General features: G+C 37.1%; 15 protein-coding genes and 1 tRNA gene. 9 read left to right on the top strand and 7 right to left on the bottom strand.

All coding sequences use genetic code 11. From position 1 onward, the window contains the following. Nucleotides 1-2: 2 nt before the first annotated feature. Complete coding sequence (gene ntcA / locus O5635_RS07860; RefSeq protein WP_036901416.1) at nucleotides 3-737, bottom strand: global nitrogen regulator NtcA; 735 nt, start codon at nucleotides 735-737, stop codon at nucleotides 3-5. 239 nt (nucleotides 738-976) lie between these two features. Here ntcA and O5635_RS07855 point away from each other — a divergent pair, with 239 nt between their 5' ends. The 3 genes from O5635_RS07855 to thyX are packed head-to-tail and all read left to right on the top strand — an operon-like array spanning nucleotide 977 to nucleotide 2,807. Further along, nucleotides 977-1,579 carry a cob(I)yrinic acid a,c-diamide adenosyltransferase gene (locus tag O5635_RS07855; protein ID WP_036901418.1) on the top strand — a complete coding sequence of 201 codons (603 nt, stop codon included), beginning with the start codon at nucleotides 977-979 and terminating at the stop codon, nucleotides 1,577-1,579. Further along, the gene (gene dcd, locus O5635_RS07850) at nucleotides 1,579-2,172 is read left to right on the top strand and encodes a dCTP deaminase (RefSeq protein WP_036901421.1); all 594 of its coding nucleotides are present in this window, start codon (nucleotides 1,579-1,581) and stop codon (nucleotides 2,170-2,172) included. The genes O5635_RS07855 and dcd overlap by 1 nt, the downstream gene beginning before the upstream one ends. A 2-nt stretch (nucleotides 2,173-2,174) precedes the next feature. Beyond that, complete coding sequence (gene thyX / locus O5635_RS07845) at nucleotides 2,175-2,807, top strand: FAD-dependent thymidylate synthase (protein WP_036901424.1); 633 nt, start codon at nucleotides 2,175-2,177, stop codon at nucleotides 2,805-2,807. A gap of 5 nt (nucleotides 2,808-2,812) precedes the next feature. On the opposite strand, the gene O5635_RS07840 is transcribed toward thyX, so the two are convergent. Continuing rightward, nucleotides 2,813-3,379 (bottom strand): thioredoxin domain-containing protein, encoded by a 567-nt coding sequence (locus tag O5635_RS07840; RefSeq protein ID WP_052042771.1) that lies wholly within the window; start codon nucleotides 3,377-3,379, stop codon nucleotides 2,813-2,815. Between the two features lie 124 nt (nucleotides 3,380-3,503). Here O5635_RS07840 and glmM point away from each other — a divergent pair, with 124 nt between their 5' ends. Continuing rightward, a complete protein-coding gene (gene glmM / locus O5635_RS07835; RefSeq protein ID WP_036902029.1) occupies nucleotides 3,504-4,874 on the top strand; it encodes a phosphoglucosamine mutase in 1,371 nt (456 codons plus the stop codon). Here glmM and trmB read toward each other — a convergent pair. Next, nucleotides 4,871-5,554, bottom strand: coding sequence for a tRNA (guanosine(46)-N7)-methyltransferase TrmB (gene trmB, locus O5635_RS07830; RefSeq protein WP_036901426.1), 684 nt, complete (start codon nucleotides 5,552-5,554; stop codon nucleotides 4,871-4,873). The genes glmM and trmB overlap by 4 nt on opposite strands. 85 nt (nucleotides 5,555-5,639) lie before the next feature. Here trmB and O5635_RS07825 point away from each other — a divergent pair, with 85 nt between their 5' ends. Further along, nucleotides 5,640-6,251, top strand: coding sequence for a DUF3177 family protein (locus O5635_RS07825; protein ID WP_036901428.1), 612 nt, complete (start codon nucleotides 5,640-5,642; stop codon nucleotides 6,249-6,251). 7 nt (nucleotides 6,252-6,258) lie between these two features. Here O5635_RS07825 and ileS read toward each other — a convergent pair whose 3' ends face one another. Beyond that, nucleotides 6,259-9,180, bottom strand: a complete 2,922-nt coding sequence (gene ileS, locus O5635_RS07820) for an isoleucine--tRNA ligase (RefSeq protein ID WP_036901430.1) — start codon at nucleotides 9,178-9,180, stop codon at nucleotides 6,259-6,261. 21 nt (nucleotides 9,181-9,201) lie between these two features. Continuing rightward, the gene (locus O5635_RS07815) at nucleotides 9,202-9,753 is read right to left on the bottom strand and encodes a hypothetical protein (protein WP_052042773.1); all 552 of its coding nucleotides are present in this window, start codon (nucleotides 9,751-9,753) and stop codon (nucleotides 9,202-9,204) included. A 385-nt stretch (nucleotides 9,754-10,138) separates the two neighbouring features. Between O5635_RS07815 and O5635_RS07810 the strand changes: the two genes are divergently transcribed. After that, a tRNA-Leu gene (locus O5635_RS07810) sits at nucleotides 10,139-10,220 on the top strand. Between the two features lie 138 nt (nucleotides 10,221-10,358). After that, nucleotides 10,359-11,384 carry a beta-carotene hydroxylase gene (crtR, locus tag O5635_RS07805; RefSeq protein ID WP_269607435.1) on the top strand — a complete coding sequence of 342 codons (1,026 nt, stop codon included), beginning with the start codon at nucleotides 10,359-10,361 and terminating at the stop codon, nucleotides 11,382-11,384. A gap of 6 nt (nucleotides 11,385-11,390) precedes the next feature. Here crtR and gatC read toward each other — a convergent pair whose 3' ends face one another. After that, nucleotides 11,391-11,684 carry an Asp-tRNA(Asn)/Glu-tRNA(Gln) amidotransferase subunit GatC gene (gene gatC / locus O5635_RS07800; RefSeq protein WP_036901434.1) on the bottom strand — a complete coding sequence of 98 codons (294 nt, stop codon included), beginning with the start codon at nucleotides 11,682-11,684 and terminating at the stop codon, nucleotides 11,391-11,393. Then, nucleotides 11,684-12,481, bottom strand: a complete 798-nt coding sequence (locus O5635_RS07795) for a creatininase family protein (protein WP_036901435.1) — start codon at nucleotides 12,479-12,481, stop codon at nucleotides 11,684-11,686. Before O5635_RS07795 ends, gatC begins: the two co-directional genes overlap by 1 nt. 161 nt (nucleotides 12,482-12,642) lie before the next feature. On the opposite strand from O5635_RS07795, the gene O5635_RS07790 reads away from it, so the two are divergent. Both O5635_RS07790 and O5635_RS07785 read left to right on the top strand, forming a co-directional pair. Next, nucleotides 12,643-13,212, top strand: a complete 570-nt coding sequence (locus tag O5635_RS07790; RefSeq protein WP_036901438.1) for a DNA-3-methyladenine glycosylase — start codon at nucleotides 12,643-12,645, stop codon at nucleotides 13,210-13,212. Next, nucleotides 13,209-14,219 carry an aspartate carbamoyltransferase catalytic subunit gene (locus O5635_RS07785; RefSeq protein WP_036901441.1) on the top strand — a complete coding sequence of 337 codons (1,011 nt, stop codon included), beginning with the start codon at nucleotides 13,209-13,211 and terminating at the stop codon, nucleotides 14,217-14,219. Before O5635_RS07790 ends, O5635_RS07785 begins: the two co-directional genes overlap by 4 nt. Nucleotides 14,220-14,226: the final 7 nt, after the last annotated feature.

Genomic DNA, 14,226 nt, shown 5'->3' with positions numbered 1-14,226 from the left:
GTTTAATTAAATCGTTTAGCAAGAGCTATTGGATCAAAAACAGTTATTTTTTTTCGATCTATCTGGAGAAGTCCCAAGCTTCGCAAATCCCCAAGCAATCTAGTAATAGTTACTCTAGTAGACCCTATCGCTTCAGCAATTGCCTGATGAGACAATCTAAGGTCAATCGTTATTCCCTTCTCTCCAGCCACTCCAAAATCCCTGCATAGAACCAAAAGGAAACTAACCAATCTAGAAGACATATCTCTATGAGTAAGAGTCTCAATCATGGTTTCAGTTTGTAAAACCCTGCTAGATAAGCCTTGAAGTAGAAGCAAGCCAACACTGCTATCTCCCTCAAGAGCATTTCTAACAGAACCTGCGGGTGCAGAAACCATTTCAACTCTCGTGAAGGCTACGGCATGATAAAAACGATCAGACCTCTGTCCTGTCAGCAGGGAAAGGACTCCAAATAAACTATTTTCTCTTAACAAAGCTACTGTTATTTCTTCCCCTGATTCATACACTCTTGTCAGACGAACAGCACCTCTTCTAATCAAATAAACCCTTTCAGCGGGATCCCCCGGAAAAAAGATTGTTTTAGAACGCTCAACCAACTCAGGAGTTGCTCCATCAAGGGCCCGAATTACATCCAGAAGGCTCTTCTTAGCTTGAGGTTGTTCATTAAGTTGGTTTTGTGATTGCACCCCAGAAAAATAGTTTGAATAGCAGCTCAAGCCAATCTCAGCAGTTGCCATTTTGGCAAAGCAATAACAAAGACGCTAAAGACAGCTAAAGAAATGACTTGTAGCAATAATGACTTTTTCTAGCTTTAGTTTTCAAAAACTCATTACGCCTTCATATAAATGAAGCATTGAAACATATTCAAAAGACAAGTAAAAACGGTATAAAAGCGTCATTGCAACACTATCTATAGTGTCTACTTATTGTGAAGATGAATCATGGCGCTAGATTTAAGGGATAATTTTTCAGATTTTTGACAGCAACCCCTAGCCCCATCAGTGCCTCAACAGAGAAGCCTTGTGGTGAGTTATATCCACTATCTTCTGCAAATTCAAAACCAAAGCTGAGAATTGTTGAATCGCAAGGCCAAGTTCAAGTTCATATGGCAAGTTACAGCGGTAGCTTTCCTCTTGTACTAAGTGAAGCACTGAGATCTGCAGGGCTTGGCAGTCGAGTATTAATAGCTCAGTTTTTGAAAGGAGGAGTAAGTCAAGGTCCTCAAAAAGCTATTAATCTCTGTGGAAGATTGCAATGGTTCAGGCCAAATACAAACTGCTACCTTGGCAGGAGCCACAGTGGGCAAAATCACTTGTCAGATGAATTTGTTAAATCCAAAATGGCAGTTCAAGAAATCTGGGAAGTATGCAAAGCAAATCTTCTAAAAGAAGCTGTCAATAAAATTGTTTTGGATGAGATTGGACTAGCAATGAAGTTAGGATTTATTAAAGAAGATGATCTAATAGAAACTCTTGAACAAAGACCTCGCTCTATAGATTTAATTCTGACAGGTCCATTTATTCCTGAAAACGTCATTGCTATGGCTGATCAAGTAACTGAATTAAGGTGCTCTAGATAATGCTTAAAAACGATCGCTGGATAAGTGAACAAGCCAAAGCAGGCATGCTTAAGCCTTTTCAAAGCAAACTAATCAGGCATCTGAAGCCTCAGTCTCAAGAGCAACCAGTTTTGAGTTTTGGATGCTCATCTTATGGATATGACCTAAGACTTTCTTCAAAGGAATTTTTAATCTTTCGCCATGTGCCTGGGACCGTAATGAATCCCAAAAAATTCAATCCTAAAAATTTAGAATCAACTCCGCTAAATCAAGATGCAGATGGTGAATATTTTATTCTGCCAGCTCACTCCTATGGACTAGGTGTTGCTTTAGAAAGAATGAAAGTACCCCCTAACATTACTGTAATTTGCTTAGGGAAAAGTACGTATGCAAGGCTTGGAATCATAGTAAATACAACACCAGCTGAAGCAAGTTGGGAGGGGCATCTCACTCTTGAATTCAGCAATAGCTCAGGGGCTGATTGTCGGATATATGCAAATGAAGGGATATGCCAATTATTATTTTTGGAAGGAGATCCTTGTGAAACGACATATAGTGATCGGAAGGGTAAATATCAGAATCAACCCGAAAAAGTTACGCTTGCAAAGATATAACTATGCCATTAACCCATCTGGTTACAGCCACTCCAGATGCTGAAAAAACCATGGCATACATTGCCAGAGTCAGCAATCCTAAGAATCAAGACAATCAAGATTTCTCAAAATTGCTGAAATACTGCATAAAAAATGAACATTGGAGTGTATTTGAACAAGCATTTATGACTATTCAAATTGAAACTAATAGAGGAATAGCAGCACAGATTCTTAGGCATAGATCTTTTACCTTTCAAGAATTCTCTCAAAGGTATGCCGATAGTAGTCAACTTGGCGAAATACCAGTACCAGAATTAAGAAGGCAAGATACAAAAAATAGACAAAACTCAATTCCTGACTTATCAATAGAAGTTAGAAATACTTTTGAGCAAAAGATAAGAAAGAATTTCGAAGAAAGCATTTCTTTATATAGAGAAATGCTTAACTCCGGAATAGCAAAAGAATGTGCAAGATTTGTTCTTCCACTAGCCACTCCAACTCGTATATATATGAGTGGTTCTTGCAGATCCTGGATTCATTATATAAATTTAAGATCAGGACATGGTACTCAAAAAGAGCATATGGATATAGCTAATGAATGTAAGAAAATATTTTGCAAACAATTCCCAACTGTTGCTATAGCTCTTGAATGGTAAGTTTTTTATCCATGACTTCTAGGATTTATAATCTTATATCCGGGCCCACTATTTAACTCCGAAAAGCTTTCTTTATCAGAAGTTTGATTATGAGAAAGGTCTTCTTTTGAAAATCCTACTTCATTTAGAAGTGCATGAGATAGTTTGCTTATTTCGTTGGGATCCAAGAATCCAACAAATTCTCCTTGCATTTCACCCCTTTCGTCAAAAAAGTTAAATTGTGGGACACCATTTACTTCGTATTTATCTACAAAAGAAAACCATCGATCATTATCTACATTCAATAAAACAAAATCTATTTTATTCCCGAGCTTCGTTTCAAGGTCTAGCATTGTAGGAGCCATTTTTTGGCATATTTCACACCAATCTGCATAAAATTCCAAAATGGTAGGTCTACCATTCGATAAAGCAATGTCAGGAGGAATAGATCTTCTAGCCAACTGATCAAGAGGCTGAGAAGGGGACAACCCTCCTCTCACAACAAAAATGAATGCCGAAAGTAATAAAGCAACCACTAAAAGAACTATTTTTTGTACTTTGCCTAATTCAACTGATCTGGGATTATTTTCCATAAAAGCATTGATTTAAAAATCAGCTTGCAGGTATATTTAGCTACTTTATTAGGAAAAGCGATCTATTTGAGCTAACCTTTCGAGCGGTTTACCTCTTTTGGGTATAAAAATAGCAAACAATGTAATGCATCCTTTTGGCACTGGACCTATTACTAGCAAAAATCCAATCTTCGGTACAGATGGCATCCGCGGGAAAGCATCTTCATTGTTAGCACCAGATTTTGTCCTAAAGATTGGGTTTTGGTGTGGATTAGTAATAGAAGGAGAAGGGCCATTCATTATTGGGCAGGATTCGCGGCAGAGCAGTTCAATGATCACCTCTGCTTTGAGTGCAGGGCTAACCGCAGCTGGGCGAGAAGTGTGGCAAGTAGGTTTATGCCCAACCCCTGCCATCCCTCACCTCATCAAACAATTTGGGGCTTCTGGCGGGCTAATGGTATCGGCCAGTCATAATCCTCCAGAAGATAATGGAATAAAAATCTTTAATAGTGCTGGTCAAAAAATAAGTTTGAAAGAACAACGCCTTATCGAAAAAGGCCTTACCAAAGAAATAAACCCTTTAGAACAAATAGGAGCAATACATTATCGAAATGAGCTAATTCAGCACTATTCAAATAGTCTTCTAGAAACTGCGAATGGGAAAACACTTAAAGATGTTTCTATTGTTCTAGATCTTTGCTGGGGATCGGCAACCTCATGTGGAGAAAAGATCTTTACATCCTTAGGTGCAACTTTAAAAACAATTCATAGCCATTCAGATGGAGCAAAAATCAATGTCAAATGCGGATCAACCAACCTAGGTCCACTTAAAGAAGCAGTTAAAGCAGAGAATGCTCAAATGGGATTTGCATTTGATGGAGATGCTGATCGTGTAATAGCTGTCGATGAGAAAGGAAGAGTTATTGATGGAGATCACATACTTTATTTATGGGGATCATTTTTGAAAGAACAAAACCAACTCCCTGAGCAAAGGCTTGTAGCTACATCTATGTCGAACCTTGGCTTGGAAAATGCATGGCTAGCCAAAGGTGGGCAGCTTGAGAGAACACCTGTGGGGGATAGATATGTTCAAGAAAAAATGTTAGAAACTAATGCAACACTTGGTGGGGAACAGTCAGGCCATATCCTTTCCAAAATGAATGGTCTTTGTGGTGATGGTCTTTTAACTGCAATACAACTTGCGACAATATGTAATGGGCTTAATCTTCGTCTTTTTGAATGGCTAAATCAGAGTTTCAAACCTTATCCACAAAAGCTCATTAATGTACCAATTAAAAATTCCTCCTCGAATCAATACTGGGAGGAATCAGAAGCCTTACAAGAGGCAATGGATAAAGCAAAAGTTGCGATGGGCTCCCGAGGAAGGGTTTTAATAAGAGAAAGTGGAACAGAGCCTTTACTGAGAGTTATGGTTGAATCTGAAGACCCTAAAATGGTTGATTCATGGAGTTCCCATCTTGCAAGTATTGCCCTTAATGATTTAAATGCTGCTTAATTATTAATAAACTCATAGCTTTTGCTTAATTCAGAAAGATCAGGTACATCATTATCATTACGAAGAAATAAGGTCCTGTATACTGGCAAACCTTTTGCAGTTACATATTCTTCTCTCTCTGTAGGAAGATTGTAAGGGTTGAAATTTAGCCATTTACTTTCCTTAGAATGGATACAATCAAAACACCCACTAAAGTTAATAAGTTTAATCATTGAAGTGATAACAGGTAAAACATCACTTTGAAGATATAGTTCAGATCCTAAAGTCAAGTTAGATGATAAAGAACCAAGTAAAGATGGACTCAAAACACGTCGCTTTTGATGCCGTTTTTTAAACCAAGGGTCTGGGAATTGTATAGAGACTCTTTGCAATTGACCCACTTTTAAAGATTCCAGCCATCTATGCAAACTGACATTTGCATTACAAAAGAAAAATCGTAAATTAGTTAGTTCCTTCTCTTTTCTTACTTTTTCTGCTGAATCTACAAGTTTACTTCTTATATCAACTCCGAGGAAATTCCAACCTTTTTCTAGTGAGGCAAAGTTAATCAGAAAGTTTCCCTTCGCTGACCCTATATCTAAATGTATTGGCAACGTTTTATCCAAAAAAAGATCTTCAGGATCAGGTATATCAAGTTGGTTTTGGAAAAAACGACTAAGCGGGTTTACATGTTGACGCACTCTGTAGGACACGATAAAAATTAACTTATTCAGCTTAAAAGATTTATTGCGAGAATTGATACTGAAAAAGCTTTAATATTGCAAAATGATAGAGCTTACATTCCACACTCTTGTTTGGCTAACCTACAAACTAGGAGCTACCTTTGCTTTTGGACTGCCTTTAACGCTATTAATTTGGGCCAATATAAAAAAAGAAACCTCTATAATCAGGTTATTATCAATTTACTGGAAAATAGCTAGCCTAATTCCAATAAGTATTCTTCTCATTACTGGAGATCGAGCTATAGGCTATTTAACTTCTTTAGCCTCTCCCTTGCTTTTAATAATATCAGTATGGTTCTGGGTAGACCTAAATGAAGAGTTGGCAGATCTTCCTCCTTGGAAGCCCTTGGGAGTAATAGTCAAAGTTTGGAGGTGGATAATAAGTTTCTATGGATTGCTTTATCTAGCTATTAGTTTAAAAAGCTTATCTTGCATTCAATCTATAACAGAGCCAAAATGTTTTGCACTCCAAGAAGCACCGGATCAATTCCACCTGCTAATAAAGAATTTATTTAACTTCCTGTTTGGAGCAGCTTGGACAGAAGCAATAGCTGCTTTCACAGGTTACCTAGCTCTAATTGTTTATGTTGTAGGACTGATTCAATGGATACTTATTCGCCTGCCAAAACAAGGAAGAATTGCTGGAGGTTTTTAATAAAAAACTACTGATTAAAACCTATTCTGTTTACTACATCTATACACCGCCCACATATTGTTAAATGATTTGGAGAATTCCCTATATCATTTTCATAATGCCAGCACCTTTCACACTTAATACCTCTTGCATTAGATATTTCAATAGTACCAAATTCAAAATCTAAGCTAGTTAAGACTTCTGCCCATGGCTCACCCCCTATTTGAAACTGTGAAACAAGCAACCAATCTCTTATATTGTCAACATCTGAATGACCATTATTATTAATAAATTCGATAGCCTCTAAGATAGAAGAGTTATTAGTTTCAAAGCGTACACTAGCTTGTAGAGATGAACCTAATTGCTGATTATTTCTACATTCTTCTAACGCACGATTCACTGAAGTTCTCAATTTTCTAATCAAAGAAATAGGTTCACTTAAAGATTCATCTTTCCAATCTCCTGGTGATGTTGGCCATCCTCTTTCAAATACAGAAGCTTCTGGCAATATATAAGGAATATTTTGCCAAATATCTTCTGCCATGTGACACAAAACTGGTGCTATTAATCCAGCTAGTCTCTCAATTATTAAAGCCATTACAGTCTGGCAAGATTTTCTCCTCTTATCATTTGGCGCACTAACATAAAGTCTATCTTTAGCTATATCTAAATAAAAATTTGATAAGTCGACGACACAATAGCTTTGCAATAATTGAAAGAATTTTGAAAATTCATAGTTTTTAAATGATATAGTAACTTCATCAATAACTTCAGAAGTTCTTTGAAGCATCCATCTATCCAAAATCGGCAAATCCTTTACTTCAATTGAATCTTTCATAGGGTCAAAATCATGCAAGTTTCCCAAAAGATACCTAGCTGTATTTCTTACTTTTCTATAAACATCAGAAAGTTGTTTTAATATATTAGAACCTATAGGAACATCAACTGAATAATCAACTGAGCTGACCCATAGTCTAAGGACATCGGCCCCATATGCAGGTTCAATCTTTTTATTAGAGCCACCATTAATAATTACTGAAGGATCAATAATATTGCCCAATGATTTACTCATTTTCCTACCATTTTCATCTAAAGCAAATCCATGAGTAAGAACAGATTTATATGGGGCCTTACTATTTGCTGCTACTGAGGTTAATAATGAAGACTGGAACCAACCACGGTGTTGGTCAGATCCTTCTAAGTACAAATCAGCAGGATAATTAAGAGCATCTTTTTTACTTGTAACTGCCGCCCAACTTGATCCTGAATCAAACCAAACATCCATAGTATCCATGCCTTTACGCCACTGATTTGCTTGAGATGCAAATGAGGGTGGTAATAATTCTGACTCATCTAATTCCCACCAAATATCTGCGCCATGAATTGCAAAAAGATTTTTTATATGGTCAAGAGTTTCTTTATTCAGAAGAACTTCTTTATTATCTCGCCTATAAAAAACTGGTATAGGTACACCCCAAGTGCGTTGTCTAGATATGCACCAGTCACCTCTTTCTCGTACCATAGATTTAATCCTGTTCTTTCCAGACTCAGGAAGCCATTGAACCTGTTCTATTGCATTTAATGCATCACTTCTAAAACCTTCAACAGAAGCAAACCATTGCTCAGTAGCTCTAAAAATAGTTGGTTTTTTAGTTCTCCAATCATAAGGGTATTTATGAGTGTATGGTTTCTCCTTTAATAAGAATCCTGATGTCTTTAATGCATTGATAATCTCATTGTTAGCATCTACCAATACATTTAAGCCCTCAAACTTACCTGCTTCAGAGGTAAATATACCTCTTTCATTAACAGGGCAAAACACATCCAAATTATTCTCTTTACCTGTTTTGAAATCATCAATTCCATGACCAGGTGCAGTATGAACAAGTCCAGTGCCAGACTCAGTTGTAATGTAATTACCACCAATTACAACTGGGCTTATTCTATTAAATAATGGGTTTTGATAAAGAATGCCTTCTAGCTGTTTACCTTTAAATGTAGCAAGTTTATCCAATTTAATATCTGTATTTACAGCCACTTCCTCCAAGAGTTGAGAAGCAATGATTAATATTTTTCCATCTAAAATATCTTTAACAAAAGAGTACTCAAGATTTGCATTTACTGCTACAGCACTATTAGCTGGAAGAGTCCATGGTGTAGTAGTCCAAATTGCAACTTGCAGTTTTTTATTTACCTTATTTTCTTGGTATGAGAATTCAAGGCCCTGTTCTCTAAGACTTTTAACTAGCTGATTAGGAAGCTTAGTAATAGGAAATCCAACATAAATACTTTGGCTAACATGACCTTCTGGATATTCCAACTCTGCCTCTGCTAAAGCCGTTCTTGAACTAGGACTCCAATGAACTGGTTTCAATCCGCGATACACATACCCTTTTAGTGCCATTTCTCCGAACAGTTGAATCTGTGCAGACTCATACTCTTTTTTAAGAGTTAAATATGGATTACCCCAATCGGCCCATACGCCCCACCTTTTAAACCCTTCCATCTGGGAAGCAATTTGTTTATTTGCATATGCTGCAGCCTTCTTCCTTAATTTAAATGGGGTTAATTCTTTTCTTTGTTCTTGAGTAAGTGTTTGAAGAACTTTTAATTCAATAGGAAGACCATGGCAATCCCAACCTGGAATAAAACGAACCTTATAGCCAAGCATTATATGAAATTTATTAATTATGTCTTTAAGAACCTTATTAAGTGCATGGCCCATATGCAGTGCACCATTGGCATATGGTGGTCCATCATGCAAAGTGAAAATTGGGCCTGGATTACCTCTTCCCAAATCAAAATCAATCCCTTTAGTCGCCCAAAATTTTTGAAGCTCAGGTTCCCTAAGAGTTGCATTAGCTCTCATTCCAAAGCTTGTCTTTAGAAGGTTTAGAGAGTCTTTGTAGGAAGGTCGAGCATTCTCGCTCCTATGCTTATCCTGGTTCACAATAAAAATTAGTTAAAGCGATTATGAATCGTTAGAGGGAGCATTTTCCTTGTTCAGAGATGAAATTTGATCAGGATCAGATGATTCATGAGCTTTTTCAACTACTGAAGAAAGTGCCTCTTCTGATTTTATAGGTTCCTTTTGTTCCTCAGAACTTGGTCGAACCCATTTTTTACCAGAAGGGTTTCCTTGCTTCCTAGGAGTAAAGACTTTAAAAAGCCCAACAGAGAGAGAACCTAATTTAAGGAAAGCTGAGAGTAATTGACTCAGCCGAGTATTCCATCTATTGAAGGATCTCAAGCTTGTCTGTTCTTCAAGAGTTAATTGATGCCAGCGATTACTAGACACTTCCCATAAAAGTCTTAAAAAAATAACAGTTGCAAAAAATAAAGCCACTGCTTGATTCCAATCAAAACTATCAGCCTCTAATAGCAAAATCAGACCAAAGACAATTATTAAGGCTCCCCAAAAAGAATCTTTTGGACGACTTAATTCAGTAAGCATCAAAGGCAAAAATAAGACAAGAAAGCCTAGTAAGATATTTAAACCAGCTATTAAAGTAATTACAGTCATATCTTTAAAGTAACTACTAATTAATAGATTTTATGCAAAAGTTAACTAATAAAGCCAATGAATGGCAGAAAAGCTTTCTTAATTATACGAGTGTTACAAGAAAGATTGCTAACAAACAAATTTCAGTCTTTTAGCAATTCAGGTATTTAACAAAGAGTTTTCAGGGACATTATCGATGATTCGCGTCGGTCTACTAGGAAAACCATTTATTTATCAACTTTCAATGATCTGTTCTTGATGTGATACTTATCTTTTGTGAAGCATTCATTCAGAAATACAAGAATCAATAATTCTGCCAAGGGTGCGAAAATTCTTATATACAAATACAAATGCCTTTTAATTAAGAAAAAGGGAACTCCCTCAACTACAATTTCTTTTGATTCCAGCCCACCTGGCGGAATTGGTAGACGCGCTGGTTTTAGGTACCAGTGACTTCGGTCGTGGGAGTTCAAGTCTCCCGGTGGGCATCATTACAGGAAAGCAAGATAAAGTGCTATTAAATGCAAATAAATTAGTTCTTAAAGCAAATAGCAATTCCTTAGATGCAAAACTCAAGCCTTAATAGCAGTAATGATTTTTTACCTAGGAATTAATGGGACAATGCAATGAATCAGATATTAGATTCTTCTCTCAAAGAAGTTTCAACCAAATCTAAGTCTTCTGCTTTTTGGCAAAAGGCAATTCACGAGTACCTGGATCCTCCAGCCCGATTAAACCCAACACTAGGACTATTTCTTGGTGGTTACTGCCTTGCAGTATTAACTATTTGGCAATGGTATAAAGGTGATTGGCCTTTACCTGTCTTAGTTGCCTTGGCATTCCTTTCATTACATATGGAAGGAACAGTTATTCATGATGCGTGTCATAAAGCTGCTCACCCAAACAAATGGATCAACCAAGCCATGGGCCATGGTGCTGCTATTTTGCTGGGTTTTAGTTTCCCTGTTTTCACAAGAGTTCATCTTCAACATCACTCACACGTAAATGACCCAAAAAATGACCCTGACCATATCGTTAGTACTTTTGGTCCAGTTTGGTTAATCGCTCCAAGATTTTTCTACCACGAATATTTTTTCTTTCAAAGAAAACTTTGGAGACGTTATGAACTTATGCAATGGGGTATTGAACGTTCAATATTTATATCAATAGTTCTAGCAGGAATTAAATTTGATTTTATGAATATTATTTATAACTTATGGTTTGGACCAGCACTAATGGTTGGAGTCACTCTAGGGATATTTTTTGATTACTTGCCTCACAGACCTTTCTTAGCGAGGAATAAGTGGAAAAACGCAAGAGTTTATCCTAGTAGAATAATGAATATTCTAATAATGGGACAAAATTATCATCTAATACATCATTTATGGCCATCTATCCCATGGTTTGAATATAAACCAGCATATGAGCGTACAAAACCCCTTTTAGATTTAAAAGGATCTCCTCAAAGAATTGGTATATTTGAAACAAAATCTGATGGGTATAATTTTCTATATGATGTTTTTCTAGGTATCCGAAGTCATAAAAAAGATAGAAGCAAGATGAGACCCTTGGCAAAAATTCTACCCACTTATCGTTTACGAAAAAACTGGATTAGTTTAATTAGGAGAACAGCTCTTACTCCAAAGAATTAAATCCTCTTACTCAGATAAAATCTTAGGAACACGAAAGAAATCTTCTTCTCTATTAGGTGCTAAATCTATAATTTCTTCTCGAACGTTCGTTTCTTGTACTAAATCTTCTCTTAAAACATTAGTCACTTCTACTGCTCTTGTAGTTGGGGGGATATTGTCAGTATCAATTTGCTCTAATTGTGCAACATATCCCAAAATCTCTTCAAGCTGCTTTGTGTAAGTGTCGACCAGGTCTTCTGGCAAATCTAGTCTTGCTAGCTTTGCAACTTTGCGGACATCGTCTGAAGTGATTTTGCTCATTAGTCTTCAAGGAAATTAGATAACTCTTGCTTTAAAGCCTGAGAAGCTTTTTCTAGCAAAACTTGACCATGAATTGATTCGGCCAAAAAAGGGTCAGACCCCATTCTGCCATCAGGGTATCTTCTTCGAAAATCTCGGTAATCATAAATTGGTCCTGACGGCGAAGGCTCGTCTAGTTTTCGTTGCTTTTTAACTAATCCAGGTTCTAAAAAGAGAGTTAACGCAATTTCGCTTGGAGTTGCGTGCTGTCCTTCTCTATCGCCATAAAGTTTTTTTGCTTCTCTAAAAACATCTGGGACCATAAACCAACTGGCAATTTTGCACCTAAACTTTGATGCAACGGGCAAATTTAAATCTTCGATACTTTTATAAACCTTTGCAAAAGCAGATTTAACTGTTGCGATATTGCCTCCATGTCCATTGATAAGAAACACCCTCTCGAATCCATGTCTTGCGAGTGATAGCAAAAGATCATGCACTACATTTGCCAAAGTCGCAGGCTGCAAGCTCATTGTTCCAGAAAAGCCTAAATGATGCTCAGCCATGCCATAAGATTGCGTTGGGGCGACCAAAACACCTGTTTCCTTGCCAACCTTCAAAGCCACAGCTTCTGCTGTCATAGCATCTGTCCCTATTGCTCCTGTAGGACCATGCTGTTCAGTTGAGCCAATCGGTAAAATAATGCCTTTGCATTTAGTTAAATACTCATCCACTTCTGGCCAAGAAGAAAGGGCCAAACGCGATGAGTTATAAATGTCTTCGGAAACATCTGAAGCTGATGTGTATTGATTAGTCATTAGTAGGAAATCAATATTAATTAATAGAGTTTTTATTGACTAAGCTCAATCATAATTGCCTTACTGAATTTATATAGTTAAGAAGAGGTAATCCATAACTTAATTATTTTCCAATAACTAGTTCACCTGTCCCAATTAATTTCTTCAGCAGGCCTGCTGAATTGGTCGCTCCAGATTTAATAGGGTGTTTACTGGTAAAGCAGGAGACCAATGGCAAGCATTTGTGGGGAGTAATAGTAGAAACAGAGGCATACTCAGAAGAAGAGCCTGCATGCCATGGCTATCATAAAAGAACTGACAAGAATGAAACCCTTTTTGGTCCTCCAGGCCATTTATATATATATCTCACGTATGGTATGTATTACTGTGTGAACATAGTCACAGATAGATCTAATTGGGCTAACGGAGTTCTTCTCAGGTCTGTAGCCTTGCCAGATGAAGATGAAAGAATTGCTTCAGGTCCAGGATTGTTAGCTAAAAGGTTTGGGTTAAACAAAGATTTTGACAACACTCCAATATCATCAGGGAATAGATTATGGATTGCTGAACGCCCAAGAAGCATGCAAATTTCAAAGATTATCAATACAACAAGGATAGGAATTTCGAAAGCTAAAGAGTTACATTGGCGTTGGTATCTCCAAAACAGTAGAAGTATAAGTAAACGAGCCAAAGGAGACAGATGTCCTCCCTCTTCAAAAGCATGGCAACCTATAATTGAAGAAGGGCCATGAGCAGTTGGAACCACAAACATATTATTGACCTTGCAAGTTTCTCTTTAGAGGACTATCAAAGCGTTATTGAACTAACTAATAGGTTTAAAGCAATACCTAATTCTGGTGCAAGAAAGTTGCCCGCTCTTCAGGGTAAATGTGTTGCAATTTTATTTTTTGAACCAAGTACTAGAACCCGAAGCAGTTTTGAACTTGCCGCAAAACGTCTATCTGCTGATGTACAAAATTTTTCCAGTTCTAGTAGCTCATTAACCAAAGGAGAAACTCCACTTGATACCGCTCTTACATATGTTGCCATGGGAGCGGACACCTTAATTATTAGACATAGTTGCGCCGGTGTCCCTCAACAAATTGCTAGTTCACTAGAAAAAATAGGCAAGTCAACTTCAATCTTAAATGGAGGTGATGGTTTACATAGTCATCCAAGTCAAGCATTGCTTGATTTATTTACGCTCACTAATTATTTTCAACCAAATCAACCTGAAATAAAAATAATGAAAGGGAAAAAAATTGCAATAGTCGGAGATATTCTACATTCAAGAGTGGCAAGATCTAATCTTTGGAGTCTGACCGGCTGTGGTGCAGATGTAATCCTATGTGGGCCTAGAAGTATTCTCCCAGATGATTTTAAAAGCTTTGTAAAGTCACCTCCTCCTGGACAAAAGTTAGACCCTATTAAAGAAAGAGGGGAAATTGTAATTTCAAGATCACTAAAAGAGACTTTACAAGAATCAGATGCGGTTATAACTCTTAGGCTTCAAAAAGAAAGAATGAACGAAAATTTACTCACCGATATTAATTCCTACCATAGAGAGTTTGGCCTATCACATAAAACTCTTGAGTGGTCTGATAAGAATATTCCTGTTCTTCACCCTGGTCCTGTAAACAGAGATGTTGAAATGAGCAGTGAGCTGTTAGATGACAATTCTATTTGCCTAATTGAAAATCAAGTTGCAAATGGAATCCCAACCAGAATGGCACTTCTATATCTTCTTATGAGCTCATAAGAAATAT

This window comes from Prochlorococcus marinus str. MIT 0919, assembly GCF_027359375.1.
GTDB lineage: Bacteria > Cyanobacteriota > Cyanobacteriia > PCC-6307 > Cyanobiaceae > Prochlorococcus_D.
This window is presented reverse-complemented; position numbering and strand designations above follow the sequence as displayed.